At 65.8% G+C, this 17,506-nt stretch carries 11 protein-coding genes; 8 read left to right on the top strand and 3 right to left on the bottom strand.

Annotation, left to right across the window (positions count from 1 at the left end; genetic code table 11):
- Nucleotides 1–6: 6 nt before the first annotated feature.
- A complete protein-coding gene (locus tag BZL41_RS02295; protein WP_095597801.1) occupies nt 7–1,386 on the bottom strand; it encodes a substrate-binding domain-containing protein in 1,380 nt (459 codons plus the stop codon).
- Nucleotides 1,387–1,518: 132 nt separating this feature from the next.
- Complete coding sequence (gene xthA / locus BZL41_RS02300; RefSeq protein ID WP_095597802.1) at nt 1,519–2,331, bottom strand: exodeoxyribonuclease III; 813 nt, start codon at nt 2,329–2,331, stop codon at nt 1,519–1,521.
- 132 nt (nt 2,332–2,463) lie between these two features.
- Between xthA and BZL41_RS02305 the strand changes: the two genes are divergently transcribed.
- The 3 genes from BZL41_RS02305 to BZL41_RS02315 all read left to right on the top strand — a co-directional run bounded on the left by BZL41_RS02305 (nt 2,464) and on the right by BZL41_RS02315 (nt 8,631).
- Complete coding sequence (locus BZL41_RS02305) at nt 2,464–3,105, top strand: N-acetyltransferase (protein ID WP_095597803.1); 642 nt, start codon at nt 2,464–2,466, stop codon at nt 3,103–3,105.
- A 115-nt stretch (nt 3,106–3,220) separates the two neighbouring features.
- A complete protein-coding gene (locus tag BZL41_RS02310; RefSeq protein WP_095597822.1) occupies nt 3,221–4,945 on the top strand; it encodes an autotransporter assembly complex family protein in 1,725 nt (574 codons plus the stop codon).
- Nucleotides 4,942–8,631 carry a translocation/assembly module TamB domain-containing protein gene (locus BZL41_RS02315; RefSeq protein ID WP_095597804.1) on the top strand — a complete coding sequence of 1,230 codons (3,690 nt, stop codon included), beginning with the start codon at nt 4,942–4,944 and terminating at the stop codon, nt 8,629–8,631. Before BZL41_RS02310 ends, BZL41_RS02315 begins: the two co-directional genes overlap by 4 nt.
- A gap of 84 nt (nt 8,632–8,715) precedes the next feature.
- Here BZL41_RS02315 and BZL41_RS02320 read toward each other — a convergent pair whose 3' ends face one another.
- Nucleotides 8,716–9,711 (bottom strand): aldo/keto reductase, encoded by a 996-nt coding sequence (locus tag BZL41_RS02320; RefSeq protein WP_095597805.1) that lies wholly within the window; start codon nt 9,709–9,711, stop codon nt 8,716–8,718.
- A 116-nt stretch (nt 9,712–9,827) separates the two neighbouring features.
- Here BZL41_RS02320 and BZL41_RS02325 point away from each other — a divergent pair, with 116 nt between their 5' ends.
- The 5 genes from BZL41_RS02325 (at nt 9,828) to BZL41_RS02345 (ending at nt 17,490) form a co-directional block, all read left to right on the top strand.
- A complete protein-coding gene (locus BZL41_RS02325; protein WP_095597806.1) occupies nt 9,828–10,769 on the top strand; it encodes a LysR family transcriptional regulator in 942 nt (313 codons plus the stop codon).
- A gap of 292 nt (nt 10,770–11,061) precedes the next feature.
- Nucleotides 11,062–12,405 (top strand): sodium:alanine symporter family protein, encoded by a 1,344-nt coding sequence (locus BZL41_RS02330; RefSeq protein WP_095597807.1) that lies wholly within the window; start codon nt 11,062–11,064, stop codon nt 12,403–12,405.
- Between the two features lie 113 nt (nt 12,406–12,518).
- Complete coding sequence (tpx, locus tag BZL41_RS02335; protein WP_095597808.1) at nt 12,519–13,019, top strand: thiol peroxidase; 501 nt, start codon at nt 12,519–12,521, stop codon at nt 13,017–13,019.
- A 158-nt stretch (nt 13,020–13,177) separates the two neighbouring features.
- Nucleotides 13,178–14,401, top strand: coding sequence for an MdtA/MuxA family multidrug efflux RND transporter periplasmic adaptor subunit (locus BZL41_RS02340; protein WP_095597809.1), 1,224 nt, complete (start codon nt 13,178–13,180; stop codon nt 14,399–14,401).
- The gene (locus tag BZL41_RS02345) at nt 14,398–17,490 is read left to right on the top strand and encodes an MdtB/MuxB family multidrug efflux RND transporter permease subunit (protein ID WP_095597810.1); all 3,093 of its coding nucleotides are present in this window, start codon (nt 14,398–14,400) and stop codon (nt 17,488–17,490) included. Before BZL41_RS02340 ends, BZL41_RS02345 begins: the two co-directional genes overlap by 4 nt.
- Nucleotides 17,491–17,506: the final 16 nt, after the last annotated feature.

Consider the following 17,506-nt stretch of genomic DNA (forward strand, 5'->3'; position numbering starts at 1 on the left):
ATCGACTCAGTAGACCCAGACCTCTACCCGGCGGTTCTTCAAGCGTCCTTCTTCATCGTTGCCGGCCACCGACAGCTCATCGCCGAGGCCGACGATATCGCGGAAGATCACGCCGCCCTTGGCCAGCTCGCGGCGCACCGCCATGGCCCGCAGCTTGGACAGAAGCGCCGTGCGCGAGGGGCTGCCCTTGGGGTCGCCGAAACCGACCAGCACCACCGCATGCTGCAGTTTGTTCTGTGTCTTGAGATAGTCGAGCACTCGCTCGACGTCACGCAGCGCCTTGTTGTCCAGGTTGGCGCTGTCTTCCTGGAAGCGGAAGTTCACCGACAGCCGTTGTGCCTCGCCGGCCAACTGCCGATAGGCGGCCGGCATCGCCTCGTTCGGCTCGACGCGCATGGCCGTGACGGTCTGGGCGATGAACCCGTCCTGCCCGACGATCGCCTGGCCCCGCGGTCCCTGGGCGAAACGCACCAGGGCCTCGGCCCAGGGATTGTTCGCCTGCGGCTGCCGATAGAAGAACAGCCGGCGCGACAGCGGATAATCCTCGGTAGCGATCAGCGCGGCGTCCGGCTGCATCGGTAGCGAGTCGCCGGAGGAAATGGCCAGCGCCTTGGCCTGGCGGATGTAGGGCAGGCCGATGAAACCGATGGCCGCGGGGTCCTGGCTGACCGCATCGGAGAGTTGTTCGCTGGATTCGAAGCGTTGGGCGCCGGCGGCCAGGCTCTTGCCCTGACTGCCGAGCACCAGTTCCTTGAAAGTGTCGTAGGTGCCGGACTTGTCGTCGCGGGCGTAGAGATGGATGGGGCCGCCCCGGCTGCCCAGCTCCTCCCAAGTCCTGATTTCCCCGGCAAAGATGCGCGCCAGTTGCTCGATGCTGACGGCGTTCAGCGGATTGCCCGGGTGAAGGATGATGGCCAGCCCGTCCAGGGCGATCACCTGCTCGTTGTCGCGGCTGCGCATGTCGCCCAGCCCGGCCAGGGCCGTCGCTTCGCTGTCCTTGATCGGTCGCGATGAGGCGGCCAGGTCGGCGCTGCCGTCCTGCAAGGCAGTGAAGCCGGTGCCGGAACCGTGGGCGGCAACCGCCACCTGGACGCTGCGGCCGTCGGCGCTACGGGCCACGACACGTTGCTCATTCTCCGCGGAGCTGGCCTCAATGCGGATCTGTTGCAGCCCCTGTTCTTCCATCAGCCCCTTCACCAACGCCGGGCCCAGCTTGGCGCCGATGGTGTTGGAACCTTGGATGCGCAGGGCCGGCTGGTCGTCCTTCGGCAGGGGCAGGGCGGCGAATACCGACCAGGGCAGGGCGTAGCAGACAAATCCGAGCAACAGCAGGGCGCCGGTACGGCTCCAGGTATCGCGTTCACGAACTGCGAGATCGCGCGACATGCGATGAGCACCTTCTAACGGAGGGAAAGTGCCGCGAGATTAAGTCGGATGGATGTCCGAAATATGACAGAAAGGCGAAGTGGTTATTGCTCGGCGAGAGAGATAGCCGACTCGCTCGCCGAGAAGCAGGGCTCAGTTCAGTTCAAGCCAGATGGGCGCATGATCCGACGGCCTCTCCATGCCGCGCAGGTCGTAGTCGACGCCAGCGTCCTTCAGCCGAGGCTGCAGGGCGAGGGAGGTGAGGATCAGGTCGATGCGCAAGCCGCGCTTGGGTTCGTCCTCGAAGCCACGGCTGCGGTAATCGAACCAACTGAAGCGGTCGTTCACCTCGGGATGCAGGTGGCGGAAGCTGTCCAGCAGGCCCCAGGTTTTCAACCGGCCCATCCATTCGCGCTCCTCCGGGAGGAAACTGCACTTGCCGGTGCGCAGCCAGCGCTTGGCGTTCTCCGCGCCGATGCCGATGTCGCAGTCTTCCGGCGAGATGTTGAAGTCACCCATGATCGCCAGCGGCTGGTCCGGGCTGAAGCGGGTGGCCAATAGCTCCTGCAGGTCGGCGTAGAAGCGCGTCTTGGCCGGAAACTTGACCGGGTGCTCGCGGCTTTCTCCCTGCGGGAAATAACCGTTCATCACGGTGATCGGCTGGCCATTGGCATCGGCGAAGGTGCCCCAGATAAAGCGTTTCTGCGAGTCTTCGCCGTCACTGGGGAAACCCTTGTGCAAGGCCAGCGGCGCCTGCCGCGAGAGCAGGGCGACGCCGTAATGGCCCTTCTGTCCGTGGTAATGCACGTGGTAACCGAGCTGGCGGATTTCCGCTTCCGGGAACTGGTCGTCGGATACCTTGGTCTCCTGCAGGCCGATCACGTCCGGCTGGTGCTTCTCGATCAGCGCCGCCAGCTGATGGGGGCGGGCGCGCAGGCCGTTGATATTGAAAGAAACGATCTTCATGGCGGCAGTCCCTGGAAAAAACGCGATGCTAGCCGATCCGGCCGACGTCCAGCCAGTCGCCTGGCGGGGGGGCGGGGGCGGTGCTAAGTTGCCAGAGGGTCCAACAAATCAGATAACAACGAGGCACCCCGCATGCCAGACACCCGCGCCGAAGTCCGACTGCTCGATGGCGGCTATGCCCGCGAAGCACGCTCGCTGCTGTACCACGCCTATCGCCACGAACCCACCTTCGCCTACCTCTTCGAGGCCGAGCGGCCGGGCTACGACCAGCGCGTGCGCGCCACGGTGCGCGAGCTGGTCCAGCAGCACTTCAACGAGGAGCAACCGGCCATCGGCCTGTTGATCGACGACCGCCTGGTGGGCGTGGCGCTGATCGCACCGCCGCAGCGGCGCCTGGATATCACCGAGAGCTGGGCCTGGCGCCTGCGCATGCTGCTCACCACCGGATTCCGTTGCACCCGGCGCTATCTGGACTACCACGATGCGGTCCTGAGCTGTCTGCCGCCGGGCCCGTACCACGTGCTGCCGCTGCTGGGCGTTCACCCCGAGTTCCAGGGTAAACACCTGGGTGAACAACTGTTGGAGGCGCTGCATAACTGGTGCGCGGAAGATGCCGGCTCCCAGGGCATCGTCCTGGATACCGGCAACAGCCGTTACCTGGACTTCTACAAGCGACAGGGCTACGAGGAAATCGGCGAAGTGGCGGTCGGGCCGATCCGCGAGCATGTGTTCTTTCATCCGAACCCGCAGCCGGCGTTGACGGCGCAGGGATAGACAACAGGTACGGAACGGAGTGGGTTGCCAGGGAGAAGGGCGCTCCGCGCGTTGCTCGAATCGTGCTCAGTCGCTCTGGAACGCGCTTCGCTGCGTGTTAGCATCCCCGGCCATGATGTTCCGTACCAGCCTCTGCCTGTTTCTTTCGACCCTGTCGATCAGCGTTTCTGTGCTGGCCCAGAGCCAGCTCAGGGTGCGGATCGATCCTGCCAATGCCGCCCTCAAGGCCAACGTGGAAGCCCACATCGGCAACCTTGGCGAGCGCGACGAAGACGATCTGCGGCGCCTGGCTCGGGTCGCCGAGAGTCAGGTGCGCCAGGCTGCGGAGGCGCTGGGCTATTACCACGCGCAGATATCCAGCGAAGTGAGTGGCGGACCGCCGCCGCGCCTGACCCTGACCCTCCTGCCCGGCGAGCCGGTGCGGCTGCGCAACGTGACGGTGCGGATCGAAGGCGAGGCGACCCAACTGCGCGGGTTCCGTCTTCCCGACAGCAAGGTGCTGAAACCGGGGGCGCCGCTCAACCACGGCCATTACGAGGACGCCAAGAAGCTGATCGAGAACCAGGCCTCGCGCTATGGCTTCTTCAGTGGGCGCTTCGTCCGCAGCCGGCTGGCCGTCGACCCCGCCGCCGGGGTCGCTGATATCGAACTGATCTACGACAGCGGGCCGCGTTATCGCCTCGGCGCTGTGACCTTCAGCGGCGATTCCGTCCTCGATGAAGACCTTCTCCGGCGGATGGTGCCGTTCCAGGCGGGGTCGCCCTATGACTCCGAACTGATCGCCGACCTCCACCAGGCGCTGCAATCCAGCGGCTATTTCGAGGGGGTACGGGTGAACGCCATCCCGACCCAGGCCACGGCCGAGGAAATCCCGGTGGATGTCCACCTGACCATGCGCAAGCCACGTTCCTTCGGGCTTGGGCTTGGTTTTTCCACGGACGTCGGACCACGCGGGCGGGCCAACTGGACGCGCCACTGGGCCAACCCCCAGGGGCACAGTTACGGCACCGAGCTGGAGCTCTCAGCCCCTCGGCAGAACGTCGGGGTCTGGTACGACATCCCGCTGGACCCGCCGCTCACCGACAAGCTGCGATTCGTCGGCGGCTACCAGTATGAAGAGCTGGCCGACACCGATTCCCTCAGCCGCCTGCTCACGGTCGGCCCCGAATGGCACAGCCAGTTGCCCAGCGGCTGGCAACGGGTGCTGTCGCTGAAATGGCGCCATGAGGAATACCGCCTGGGCGACGATGCCGGGCTCAGTACCTTACTGATGCCGGGGGTCGCCTACTCCTACCTGCGCAGCGACAGCCGCCTCGATCCCAGCCGGGGCTACCGGCTGCAATGGGAGCTGTCCGCCGCCAAGGATGGTGTGTTCTCCGACGCCAACCTGGTGCACACAGCGGCCATGGCCAAGGGGCTGGTCACCCTGGCGGGCAAGCATCGCTTCCTCGGCCGGGTCCAGGTGGGGGGCAACCTCACCGACGGCTACAAGGGCATTCCGCCATCGTTGCGCTTTTTCGCCGGCGGCGACCAGAGCGTGCGCGGCTACGACTACCAGAGCCTGTCGCCGACCAACTCCGACGGCGACCGCATTGGTGGTCGCTACAGCGTCTCCGGTAGTGCCGAATACCAGTACAGCATCGCCGAACGCTGGCGCATTGCGACCTTCATCGATCAGGGCAACGCCTTCAACTCGCTGGACTTTCCCACCTTGAAGACCGGGGTTGGCTTCGGTGTGCGCTGGGTCTCGCCAGTGGGGCCGTTGCGCCTCGACCTCGCCCACCCGCTGGACGGCGAGGGGGGCGTCCGCCTGCACTTTTCCATGGGGCCGGAGTTATGAGACGGCGGAGGCGGATCGCTCTCGGCAGCGTCCTGGCGTTGGTCGTATTGTCGGTGCTGGCGCTCGTCGTGCTGCTCGGCAGCGAGACGGGGAGCCGATGGCTGTTCGGGCGGATACCGGGCGTGCAGGTGGATGGTTTCACGGGGCGCCTGGGCGGGAGCTGGCAGGCCGAACGCCTGTTCTGGCAGCAGGGCGAGCGTCGTGTCGAGCTGGAGGCGCCGCAACTCGCCTGGTCCCCCAGGTGTCTGCTGAGCCTGACCCTGTGCCTGGATCGCGTGATCGCCGAACGGGTGATCCTGACGTTCCCGCCTTCGCCCGAGGAAGAAACGGCACCGGTACCTCTTCAGCTTCCCGACCTGAATCTGCCGTTGGCGCTGCGGCTCGGCGAGGTGCGCGTCGGCAGCCTGTCGTTGAATGGCAGCGAGCAAGCGAGTGGCCTGCAATTACAGGCGCAATGGGCCGGCGAGGGTCTGCGAATCGAGCGCCTCAGCGCACGGCGCGGCGACCTGGCGCTGGAACTGAGGGGGAGCCTGACGCCCCGTGGAGACTGGCCGCTGGTTGCAGAGGGAAACGTGGCCTTGCCGGAAGTCGGCGAACAACCCTGGGTACTGGCGCTACGGGCCGACGGCGACCTGGCAGGCCGATTGAAACTGATCGCCGACAGCAGCGGCTATCTGGCCGCGCACTTGGAGGGCGACCTGCAACCCCTGGCGGAGAGCCTGCCGCTGCGGGCGCGGCTCACTGCCGATGGCTTCAAGCCGACCGCCGACCTGCCGGACACCCTGGTGCTTAATGCCGTGGAGCTGACCGCCGACGGCAATCTGGCCGAGGGCTACGAGATTCTCGGTACCGCCCGCTTGCCGGCGGAACAGTCGCCGATCGACCTCGCCCTGCAAGGCCGGGTCGATGGCAATGGTGCACGGATCGACGCGCTGGAGCTGCTGGCAACGAAAACCCAGCGCTTGGTCCTGAACGGCTCGGTGGACTGGCGGGAAACCTTGCAGGCGGAGGCCCGGGTGGACTGGCGCGACTTCCCCTGGCGTCGGCTCTATCCGATCGTTGACGAGCCCCCGGTAGTGCTGAAGACCCTCCAGGCCGAGGTGAGCTATCGCGAAGGCAGCTATCTGGGCAATTTCGACGCGTCGATGGAGGGGTCGGCTGGCTCGTTCACACTGGCCAGTCCGGTGAGTGGCGATCTTCAGCAAGTGCACTTGCCTTCGTTGCGGCTGGTCGCCGGCCAGGGCAGGGCGGAAGGGCAACTGAGCCTGGGTTTTGCCGACGGCATTCGCTGGAAGACCGACTTGACGCTCGACGATCTCGATCCCGCCTACTGGCTCGCGGAGCTGCCCGGGCGGCTGGCGGGCCCCTTGCGCAGCCAGGGCCAGTGGCGCGACGGGCGTCTCGGGCTGGATGCCGAACTGCACTTGGATGGCACGCTGCGCGGCCAGCCGGCGCAACTTCAATTGAGCGCCAACGGTGAGGGCGAGCGTTGGGCCCTGGGAGCGCTCGATGTGCGTCTGGGGCCGAATCGAATCCAGGGTGCGGGGCAACTGGAGCAGCGTCTGCAAGGCTACCTGAAGCTGGATATGCCGCGCCTCGGGTCGCTCTGGCCGGGCCTGAGCGGAGCCCTTAATGGCCGTCTCGACGTCGCCGGCACGCTCGACAAGCCGCAAGGGCAACTGCATCTGAAAGGGCAAACGGTGGCGTTCGAAGACAAGCGTCTGAAGGCATTGTCAGTCGATGCGCGTCTCGATGCCTCCCAGCACGGCGTCCTGGCAGCGGACCTGCAAGGCATCCGCCTGGGCGACAACGAACTGGGCCAGTTGCTGCTCAGCGGGCAGGGCGACCGTCAACGCCAGCAGCTCGAACTCAGCCTGGATGGGCCGAAGCTGCGCACCCATCTGGCCCTGGCCGGCGACTGGCAAACCCAGGCCCAAGGCTGGAGTTGGCGCGGGCAGATTCGCGACGGTCTGGTGGAAACCGGCGGGCAGCTCTGGAACCTGCAGCGGCCGGCGCGCTTGGAGCGGCTGGCGAGTGGGCGTATCGATCTCGGCGCCCATTGCTGGCAATCCAGCGTGGCCAGCCTGTGCGGCGAAGACCAACGCTTGATGCCGGACCCGCGTATCCGCTATCGGCTGCGCGGCTTTCCGCTGGACAGCCTGGCCCACTGGTGGCCGCAGGACTTCGCCTGGCAAGGCGAGCTGAACGCCGACCTCGAACTGGACCTGCCGGCTTCGGGGCCCAACGGGCGCATCCAGATCGATGCCAGCGGCGGCACCTTCCGCCTGCGCGAGGCGGGCGAGTGGCTGGAGTTCCCCTACGGGCAGCTCCGCCTGGACAGCCAGTTGCGTCCGCAGCGGGTCGACACGCGGCTGGACTTCATTGGTCAGCGTCTGGGCGATCTGACCCTGGAGGCACGCATCGATCCGCGTCCTGCCGCCAAATACTTGTCCGGGAGCTTCCAACTGCGCGGGCTGGACCTCTCCGTGGCGCGTCCCTTCGTGCCGATGGTCGAGCAACTCGAGGGTCACCTGAATGGCAACGGCACGCTGAGCGGCAGTCTGCAACAACCGCAAATCGACGGTCGTATCGTGCTCGATGGAGGGCAGATCGGCGGAGGTGACTTGCCGACCCGTTTCGATGACTTGCGTCTGCAAGCGCTGATCGCCGGCGAAAGCCTGCAACTCAGCGGCGACTGGAAGAGCGGAGAGCATGGCCAGGGTTCCCTCAGCGGCGAAATGGCCTGGAGCGACGACCTGGCGCTGGACCTGCGCGTACGCGGCAACCGCCTGGCGGTGGTCGTCGATCCCTACGCCGAGCTGGAAGTGGAGCCGGACATGCGCATCGGCATGGCCGGCGATCGGTTGGCCCTGACCGGCAAGGTCCTGGTGCCACGCGGGGCGATCACCGTGCGCGAGCTACCGCCGTCCACGGTGAAAGTCTCGCCGGATACGGTGGTTGTCGGCGCGGAGAAACCGGAGGCGGGGCAGGGGATGTCGGTGGCCATGGATATCGACGTGGAAGTGGGGCAGGACAAGCTGACCTTCTCCGGTTTCGGTCTGAACGCCGAACTCGCCGGCTACATGCACATCGGCGACAACCTGGATGCCCGCGGCGAGCTGAACCTGAACAACGGCCGTTACCGCGCCTATGGCCAGCGCCTCACCATTCGCCGGGCGCGCCTGCTGTTCGCCGGGCCGATCGACCAGCCGTACCTGGACGTGGAGGCGATCCGCCGGGTCGAAGACGTGGTGGCCGGCCTGCGCCTGACCGGCAACGCCGCCGCGCCACGCACCGAAGTGTTTTCCGAACCGGCGATGAGCCAGGAACAGGCACTGTCCTACCTGGTTCTCGGCCGTCCGCTGGGCGGCGACCAGGGCGACAACAACATGCTGGCCCAGGCCGCCCTCGGGCTCGGCCTGGCCGGCAGCTCATCGATCACCGGTGGGCTGGCGAAGAACCTAGGCATCGAGAATTTCCAGCTCGAAGCCGAAGGCAGCGGCAACGCCACCAGCGTGGTCGCCAGCGGCAGCCTGACCGAACGACTGAGCCTGCGCTACGGCGTTGGCGTGTTCGAACCCGCCAATACCATCGCGCTGCGCTACCAATTGACCAAACGCGTCTTCCTCGAAGCCGCCAGCGGCCTGGCTAGCTCGCTGGACATCTTCTACAAGCGGGATTTTTAGTCATTCGGCCGGCGGGGGCGTGGCCGAATGAATTCGCCCCTACAAGGGCATGCCTTTGTCTTCGGTGTAGGAGCGAGCCAAAGATCAGACATTCACCATGTGCATGATCGCCTCCGGGTAACGCGTGCCGACGGCGGCGTCGACCGGGAAGATGGCGTCGATTCGCGCCAGTTCGTCGGCCGTGAGCTGTACGTCGAGGGCGCCGAGGTTTTCTTCCAGATACCGACGGCGCTTGGTGCCGGGGATCGGGATCACGTCGTCACCCTGGGCCAGCACCCAGGCCAGGGCAAGTTGCGACGGCTTGACGCCCTTTTCCTCCGCCAGGACCTTCACCTGCTCCACCAGTCGCAGGTTGCGGGCGAAGTTCTCGCCCTGGAAGCGCGGGCTGGAGCGACGATAGTCGTCCTCGGCGAAGTCGGCCGGCGATGTGATCGCGCCCGTGAGGAAGCCCCGGCCCAAGGGGCTGTACGGAATGAAGGCGATGCCCAGGCGCCGGCAGGCTTCCAGGGTGCCGTTGGTTTCCGGGTCGCGGGTCCACAGCGAATATTCGCTCTGCAGTGCGCTGATCGGGTGCACCGTGCACGCCCGCTCCAGGGTGTTGGCGGACGCTTCGCTCAGCCCCAGGTAGCGGACCTTGCCGGCCCGAACCAGCTCGGCCATGGCGCCGACGGTCTCCTCGATGGGTACCTGCGGATCGATGCGGTGCTGGTAGTAGAGGTCCAGATGGTCGACGCCGAGGCGCTTCAGGCTGCCCTCGATGGCTTGGCGCACGTATTCCGGACGCCCGCTGACGCCACGTACGGACGGATCGTTCGGATCGCGCAGAATACCGAACTTGCTGGCCAGGAACACCTGGTCACGCTTGCCCCGGATGGCACGGCCGACCAGCTCCTCGTTGGTGAACGGGCCGTACATGTCGGCGGTATCGAAGAAATTCAGCCCCAGCTCCAGGGCTCGGTGCAGGGTGGCGACGGATTCCCGGTCGTCGCGGCCGGCGACATAGAAGTCGCTCATGCCCATGCAGCCCAGGCCGATGGCGGATACCTCCGGGCCGTTGCGGCCAAGTCGTCGGGTTTTCATAGGGACACTCCCTTCAATGGATGGCGGAAAGATTGCGGATTCATTCTTGTTGTTGATCCTGACTAGATAAACCGGATAAAAACGCATTCACCATTCGTAACCGGCGAATAATTGACATGGACCGATTCATTGCCATGCGGGTATTCACCCGCATCGTGGAGCTGGGCGGATTCGGCAAGGCCGCCGACAGCCTGCACATGCCGCGGGCTTCCGTGACCACCTTGATCAAGCAACTGGAGGCACACCTGGGCGTACAGCTCCTGCAACGCACCACGCGCCAGGTCAGCCCGACCCTGGACGGTGCCGCCTACTACGAACGTTGCGTGCGGCTGCTGGCGGACCTGGAAGAAACCGAGTCGCTGTTCTCCGAGGCACGTCGCAATCCGCAGGGCAAGCTGCGTGTCGACATGCCCGGCTCCCTCGGCCGGCTGGTGATCGTGCCCGCACTGCCGTCGTTCTGCCGACGCTACCCGCGCCTCGAGTTGGAACTGAGCACCAACGACCGCCCGGTGGACCTGATTCGCGAGGGTGTGGATTGCGTGCTGCGTGGCGGCGACGTGCTCGACGACAGCCTGGTGGCCCGGCCGCTGGCCAGGCTCACCCAGGTCACCTGCGCCAGCCGGGCCTATCTGGACGAGCATGGCACGCCGCAGGACCCGGATGATCTGCAAGGGCACTGCGCGGTCAACTACTTGTCCGCGGTCACCGGTCGGCCGTTCGCGCTGGAGTTCATGGACGGCGCTACGTTGTTAACCCGCACTTTGCCCGGACAACTGGCGGTGAACGGTGCCGACGGCTACGTGGCCGCCTGCGAGGCCGGGCTCGGGTTGATCCAGGCACCGTACTACCACGTCGCGACGCAGATCGCCCGCGGCGACTTGTGCGAGGTCCTGGCGCGCTGGCGCCCGCCGCCATTGCCGCTGACCGCGCTGTATCCGCCGCATCGCCAGTTGTCACGGCGGGTCAGGGTCTTCGTCGATTGGCTGGCGGAGTTATTCGGTAACCAGAATTGGGACGGTGGCAATGACATCATGCCGAGTCGAATCCGCGACGAATGAGCGAGGCGCAGAAAATTCACCCAAGCATTCCTGTCTAAAGAGTTAAAATCCCCAACTTCCGCTTCCTATACTGTGCGCCCGCAAGCACGGCCCGCGCTTGCGGACCCGGCGATTGCCTCGCCGGCAGCAGGGGAGCGAGGGGCAGTGGAGCGTTTACCCGCTTCGATGCCCGAACCGGAACTCTGCCTCATCCAGGCAGCTCAGCACGCGACGGCGAACCCACCGGTACGCCGATCCGAACAAGGCGAGGGGAACCACCCCTGGCCGTGACAACAAGAAAAAGGAGCCTTAAATGGAATCCCTCAACAATCTGGTCAACGCCATCAACGGCATCGTCTGGGGCCCACCCATGCTGGTGCTGATCCTCGGCACCGGCCTGATCCTGATGCTCATGCTCAAGTTCATGCCCCTGGCCAAGATCCCGGCCGGTTTCCGCCTCATGTGGCAGGGCCGGACCAAGGGTGACGACGAGTCCGGCGAGATCAGCCCGTTCCAGGCGCTGATGACGTGCCTGGCGGCAACCGTGGGGACCGGCAACATCGCCGGTGTGGCCACCGCGATCTTCCTCGGCGGCCCGGGGGCGCTGTTCTGGATGTGGTGTACCGCACTGGTGGGTATGGCCACCAAGTACGCCGAAGTGACGCTGGCGGTGCACTACCGCGAGAAGGATGACCGCGGCGAGCACGTCGGCGGACCGATGTACGCGATCAAGAACGGCCTGGGCAAGAAGTGGCTGTGGCTGGGCACCGCCTTCGCCATCTTCGGCGGGCTGGCCGGCTTCGGCATCGGCAACATGGTCCAGGTCAACAGCATGGCGCACGCCCTGCAAACCACCTTCAACGTACCGCTGTGGCTCACCGGCCTGGTGTCGATGATCTTCGTCGGCCTAGTCATCCTCGGCGGCATCCAGCGCATCGGCAAGGTCGCCGCGACCCTGGTACCGTTCATGTGCGTGGCCTACATCGTGGCCGCCATCGTCGTACTGGTGGTACATGCCGATGCCATTCCGGCCGCCTTCTCGCTGATCTTCACCCACGCCTTCACGCCTGTCGCCGCCACCGGTGGCTTCGCCGGCGCGGCGGTGATGGCGGCGATCCGCTTCGGTGTCGCCCGCGGCATCTTCTCCAACGAGGCCGGTCTCGGTACCGCTGGTATCGCCCAGGCCGCCGGCACCACCAACAGCCCGGTGCGCTCCGGCCTGATCGGCATGCTCGGGACTTTCATCGACACCCTGATCATCTGCTCGCTGACTGGCCTGGCGATCATCTGCTCCGGCGTCTGGACCGGCGGCGCCAGCGGCGCGGCACTCTCCGCGGCGGCCTTCGAGGCGGCCATGCCGGGCGTTGGCGGTTCGATCCTGACCGTGGCCCTGGTGATCTTCGCCTTCACCACCATCCTCGGCTGGAGCTACTACGGCGAGAAGTGCTGGGAATTCCTGGTGGGTACCAAGGCGATCTGGCCGTTCCGCGTCGTCTGGGTGCTGGCCGTGCCGTTCGGTGCCATCGCCCAGCTCGATTTCGCCTGGCTGGTGGCGGATACCCTCAATGGCCTGATGGCGATCCCGAACCTGCTGTCGCTGCTGCTGCTCAGCCCGGTGGTGGTGAAGCTGACCCGGGATTACTTCGCGAAAAACTGATGTGCCGCCGTGTGCCGGAAGAAAGTCTGACTTGGGGGTCAGGACATTTTTTCCGGCCCGTGCTTAACTGTGCGTTTTCCACGTAATCCATCACCCGAACAAGGAATCGATCCATGGCTCAAGTGACCCTCAAGGGCAATCCGGTGCAAGTCGAAGGCCAACTGCCGCAACCCGGCCAGCAGGCGCCAGCCTTCACCCTGGTCGGTGCCGGTCTGGCCGACGTGAGCCTGGCCAGCCTGGCCGGCAAGCGCAAGGTGCTGAATATTTTCCCCAGCATCGACACCCCGACCTGCGCCACCTCGGTACGCAAGTTCAACGCCGAGGCGAGCAAGCTGGAGAACACCGTGGTGCTGTGCATCTCCGCCGACCTGCCGTTCGCCCAGGCCCGTTTCTGCGGTGCCGAGGGACTGGAAAACGTACAGAACCTGTCCACCATGCGTGGCCGAGAGTTCCTGCAGAACTACGGCGTCGCCATTTCCAGCGGCCCGCTGACCGGTGTCGCCGCCCGCGCCGTGGTGGTGCTGGATGAGAACGACAAGGTGCTGCACAGCGAACTGGTCGCCGAGATCGGCAGCGAGCCGAACTACGAGGCCGCTCTCGCAGCCCTCAAGTAACAGCCGGCAACAATCCGGAACGGCCTGCTTCGCAGGCCGTTTTTCTTTGCAGGTCATGCACTTGGTGAGGCAGGGGAAGCGTAAAAGAGCGGTAAAGACGCTTTGCTTGAACGGCCCGACTGCTTATCGTTCACGCTCCTCGAACAGTGACGCTCATCATGTCCGACACGCAGACGTCTTCCCGCTTTTCCCGCCGCTGGTTGTTCTCGGCCCTCGGCCTGCTCGTCATCGTCTTGCTGCTCTGGTGGTTCTGGCCCAGCCCGCCTGCGGAACAGAAAGGCCGCGGTCCCTGGGGACGCGGCGACGGCGGGCCGGTGCCGGTGCGCGTGGCGCCGGTGGAACAGGGCGACTTCGCCATCCAGTTGAAGGCGCTGGGTACCGTCACTGCCTACAACACCGTCAACGTGCGCAGCCGGGTGGACGGCGAGCTGGTCAAGGTGTTCTTCGCGGAGGGGCAGATGGTCAAGGCCGGCGACCTGCTGGCGGTGATCGACCCGCGTCCCTATGAAGTGGCCCTGCAACAGGCCGAAGGCACCCTCCAGGAAAACCGCGCCCAGTTGCAGAACGCCGAGATCGACCTCAAGCGCTACCAAGGCCTCTACGCGGAAGACTCCATCGCCAAGCAGACCCTGGACACCCAACTGGCTCTGGTGAATCAGTACCGGGGCACCTTGCAGGCCAACCAGGCGGCGGTCAACGAAGCCAAGCTCAACCTCCAGTTCACCCAGATACGCGCGCCGATCTCCGGACGCCTCGGCTTGCGCCAGGTGGACGTCGGCAACCTGATCAGCAGCGGCGACACCACGCCGCTGGTGGTGATCACCCAGACCCTGCCGATCGCCGTCAGCTTCACCTTGCCCGAAGGGGACCTGCCGCAAGTGCTCAAGGCACGCGCCAGTGGCCGCGAGCCGCTGGTGGTGGAGGCCTGGGATCGCAGCGAGCGCCAGTTGCTGGCCACCGGCGAGCTGGAAAGCCTGGACAACCAGATCGACACCACCACCGGCACCGTGCGGATGAAGGCGCGGTTTGCCAATGCCGACGAAATCCTCTTCCCCAACCAGTTCGTCAACGTGCGTCTGCGCGTGGAAACCCGCCGGCAGGCCAGCATGATTCCCGCCGCGGCGCTGCAATACGGTTCGCGCGGGACCTTCGTGTTCGTCGTCGGCGCGGATGACAAAGTCTCGGTGCGTAGCGTCCAGGCCGGCCCGAGCGATGGTGAGCGCACCTTGATCGAAGAAGGCGTGGCCCTGGGCGAACGGCTGGTACTGGAAGGGACCGACCGCCTGCGCGACGGCGCCAAGGTGGAAGTGATCACCGACCCGGCACCCACCCCGTTGCCGGCCATGTCCAGCGAAGGCGACGAGAAGAAGCGCGACGCATGAACCTGTCCCGCCCGTTTATCCTGCGGCCGGTCGCCACCACGCTGCTGATGGTGGCGATCTTCCTTGCCGGGATCATTGCCTACCGGATGCTGCCGGTCTCCGCGCTGCCCGAGGTGGATTACCCGACCATCCGCGTGCTGACGCTCTATTCCGGCGCCAGCCCGGAGGTGATGACCAGCGCGGTGACGGCGCCGCTGGAGCGCCAGTTCGGCCAGATGCCGGGCTTGAAGCAGATGTCCTCGACCAGTTCCGGCGGCGCCTCGGTGATCACCCTGCGCTTCAACCTGGAAATGTCCCTGGACGTCGCCGAGCAGGAGGTCCAGGCGGCGATCAACGCGGCCACCAACCTGCTGCCCAACGACCTGCCGGCGCCGCCCGTGTACAACAAGGTCAACCCGGCCGACACTCCGGTGCTGACCCTGGCGATCAGCTCGAAGACCATGAGCCTGCCGCAAGTCCATGACCTCGTGGATACCCGCATGGCGCAGAAGATCGCCCAGATCAGCGGCGTCGGCCTGGTTACCCTGGCCGGCGGCCAGCGCCCGGCGGTGCGTATCCGCGTCAACCCCGAGGCACTGGCGTCCTACGGGCTGAACCTGTCCGACGTGCGCAGCCTGATCACCGCCTCCAACGTCAACCAACCCAAGGGTAACTTCGACGGCCCGACCCGCGTTTCCCAGCTCGATGCCAATGATCAGCTCAAGTCCGCCGATGAATACCGCGACCTGATCCTTACCTACCAGAACGGCGCGGCGTTGCGCCTGAAAGACGTCGCCACCATCATCGACGGTGCCGAGAACGAACGCCTGGCCGCCTGGGCCAACCGGCAGGAAGCGGTGCTGCTGAACATCCAGCGCCAACCCGGCGCCAACGTCATCGACGTGGTGGACCGTATCCAGATGCTGTTGCCGCAGATCACCGCCGGGCTGCCCGCCAGCCTCGACGTGGTGACGCTCACCGACCGCACCCAGACCATCCGCGCCGCCGTCAGCGATGTGCAGCACGAGCTGCTGCTGGCGGTGATCCTGGTGGTGCTGGTGACCTTCCTGTTCCTGCGCAAGCTGGCGGCCACGGTGATCCCGTCCATCGCCGTGCCGCTGTCATTGATCGGCACCTTCGTGGTCATGCACCTGGCCGGGTTCTCGGTCAACAACCTGACTCTGATGGCCCTGACCATCGCCACCGGTTTCGTGGTGGACGACGCCATCGTCATGCTGGAGAACATCGCCCGCCACCTGGAGGAGGGCGAGACGCCGCTGAACGCGGCGCTCAAGGGTGCGCGGCAGATCGGCTTCACCCTGGTGTCGCTGACCTTCTCGCTGATCGCCGTGCTGATCCCGCTGCTGTTCATGGCTGACGTGGTGGGCCGGTTGTTCCGCGAGTTCGCCATCACCCTGGCGGTGGCCATCCTGATCTCCCTGGTGGTGTCCCTGACCCTCACGCCGATGATGTGCGCGCGCCTGCTCAAGCCGGAGAAAACTGGCGAGGAGGGGCGTTTCTACCGGGCGGCGGGTGCCTTCATCGACGGCATGATCGAGCGCTATTCCCACGGCCTGAAATGGGTGTTGCGCCATCAACCGCTGACCCTGCTGGTGGCGGTGATCACCCTCGGCCTGACCGTGCTGCTCTACCTGGCGGTGCCCAAGGGCTTCTTCCCGGTGCAGGACACAGGAGTGATCCAGGGCATCTCCGAAGGCCCGCAGACCATTTCCTTCCGCGCCATGAGCGAGCGCCAACAGGCCCTGGCGGAAGCGATCCTGCGCGATCCGGCGGTGGCCAGTCTGTCGTCCTACATCGGGGTCGACGGCGATAATCCGACCCTGAACAGCGGGCGCCTGCTGATCAACCTCAAGCCGCACGCGGAGCGCGACGTCACTGCTAGCGAGGTGATCGAACGGCTGCGTCCGGAGCTGGCACGCTTGCCGGGCGTCCAGGTCTATCTCCAGCCGGTGCAGGACCTGACCATCGAGGACCGGGTCAGCCGCACCCAGTTCCAGCTCAGCCTGGAATCCCCGGACGCGGCGCTGCTGGAGGAATGGACGCCCAGGCTGGTGGACGCCTTGCGCCAGCAGCCGGAGTTGACCGATGTCACCAGCGATCTGCAGAACCGTGGTCTGCAAGTGTTCCTGGAAATCGACCGCGACGCCGCCAGCCGCCTCGGCGTCAGCGTTACCGACATCGACGATGCGCTCTACGATGCCTTCGGCCAGCGGCAGATATCCACCATCTTCACCCAGGCCAGCCAGTACCGCGTGGTGCTGGAGACCCAGGCCGCCGACCGCCTCGGCCCGGCGGCGCTGCGCCAGATCCATGTGGCCACGGCGGAGGGCGGGCAGGTGCCGCTGTCGTCGCTGGCGCGCATCACCGAGCGGCCGACCGCGCTGCTGATCAACCACATCGGCCAGTTCCCGGCGGTGACCCTGTCGTTCAACCTGGCATCCGGCGTGGCCTTGGGCGAGGCGGTGCAGGTCATCGAACGGGTGGAACAGGAGATCGGCCTGCCAGGCGGCATCCAAACCGAGTTCCAGGGTGCCGCCGAAGCCTTCCGCGCCTCGCTGTCGAGCACGCTGCTGCTGATCCTCGCGGCCGTCGTGACCATGTACATCGTGCTGGGCGTGCTCTACGAGAGCTACATCCACCCGATCACCATCCTCTCCACCTTGCCATCGGCCGGTGTCGGTGCGTTGCTGGCGTTGCTACTGACCGGCAACGACCTCGGTCTGATCGCCATCATCGGCATCATCCTGCTGATCGGCATCGTCAAGAAGAACGCGATCATGATGATCGACTTCGCCCTGGACGCCGAACGCCACCAGGGGATGAGCCCGGAAGAGGCGATCTACCAGGCGGCACTGCTGCGTTTCCGGCCGATCCTGATGACCACCCTTGCGGCCCTGTTCGGCGCCATCCCGCTGATGCTCGCCACCGGCTCCGGCGCCGAACTGCGCCAGCCGCTCGGCCTGGTGATGGTGGGTGGGCTGCTGGTCAGCCAGGTGCTGACTCTGTTCACCACACCGGTGATCTACCTCTGGTTCGACCGCCAGTCGCGGCGCTTCATGCGCCGTAGCGCGGCGGGGGTGGCCTTGTGAGCTTCAAGCGGCAAGG

The organism is Pseudomonas sp. PIC25 (genome assembly GCF_002286785.1).
In the GTDB taxonomy this organism is placed as follows: Bacteria; Pseudomonadota; Gammaproteobacteria; order Pseudomonadales; family Pseudomonadaceae; genus Pseudomonas_M.

Excerpts from the sequence above, each read along its gene's own strand:
- BZL41_RS02345 (WP_095597810.1), top strand. The coding sequence starts at position 14,398 with ATGAACCTGTCCCGCCCGTTTATCCTGCGGCCGGTCGCCACCACGCTG.
- BZL41_RS02340 (WP_095597809.1), top strand. The coding sequence starts at position 13,178 with ATGTCCGACACGCAGACGTCTTCCCGCTTTTCCCGCCGCTGGTTGTTC.
- BZL41_RS02295 (WP_095597801.1), bottom strand. The coding sequence starts at position 1,386 with ATGTCGCGCGATCTCGCAGTTCGTGAACGCGATACCTGGAGCCGTACC.
- BZL41_RS02320 (WP_095597805.1), bottom strand. The coding sequence starts at position 9,711 with ATGAAAACCCGACGACTTGGCCGCAACGGCCCGGAGGTATCCGCCATC.
- BZL41_RS02330 (WP_095597807.1), top strand. The coding sequence starts at position 11,062 with ATGGAATCCCTCAACAATCTGGTCAACGCCATCAACGGCATCGTCTGG.
- BZL41_RS02310 (WP_095597822.1), top strand. The coding sequence starts at position 3,221 with ATGTTCCGTACCAGCCTCTGCCTGTTTCTTTCGACCCTGTCGATCAGC.
- tpx (WP_095597808.1), top strand. The coding sequence starts at position 12,519 with ATGGCTCAAGTGACCCTCAAGGGCAATCCGGTGCAAGTCGAAGGCCAA.
- BZL41_RS02325 (WP_095597806.1), top strand. The coding sequence starts at position 9,828 with ATGGACCGATTCATTGCCATGCGGGTATTCACCCGCATCGTGGAGCTG.
- BZL41_RS02305 (WP_095597803.1), top strand. The coding sequence starts at position 2,464 with ATGCCAGACACCCGCGCCGAAGTCCGACTGCTCGATGGCGGCTATGCC.
- xthA (WP_095597802.1), bottom strand. The coding sequence starts at position 2,331 with ATGAAGATCGTTTCTTTCAATATCAACGGCCTGCGCGCCCGCCCCCAT.
- BZL41_RS02315 (WP_095597804.1), top strand. The coding sequence starts at position 4,942 with ATGAGACGGCGGAGGCGGATCGCTCTCGGCAGCGTCCTGGCGTTGGTC.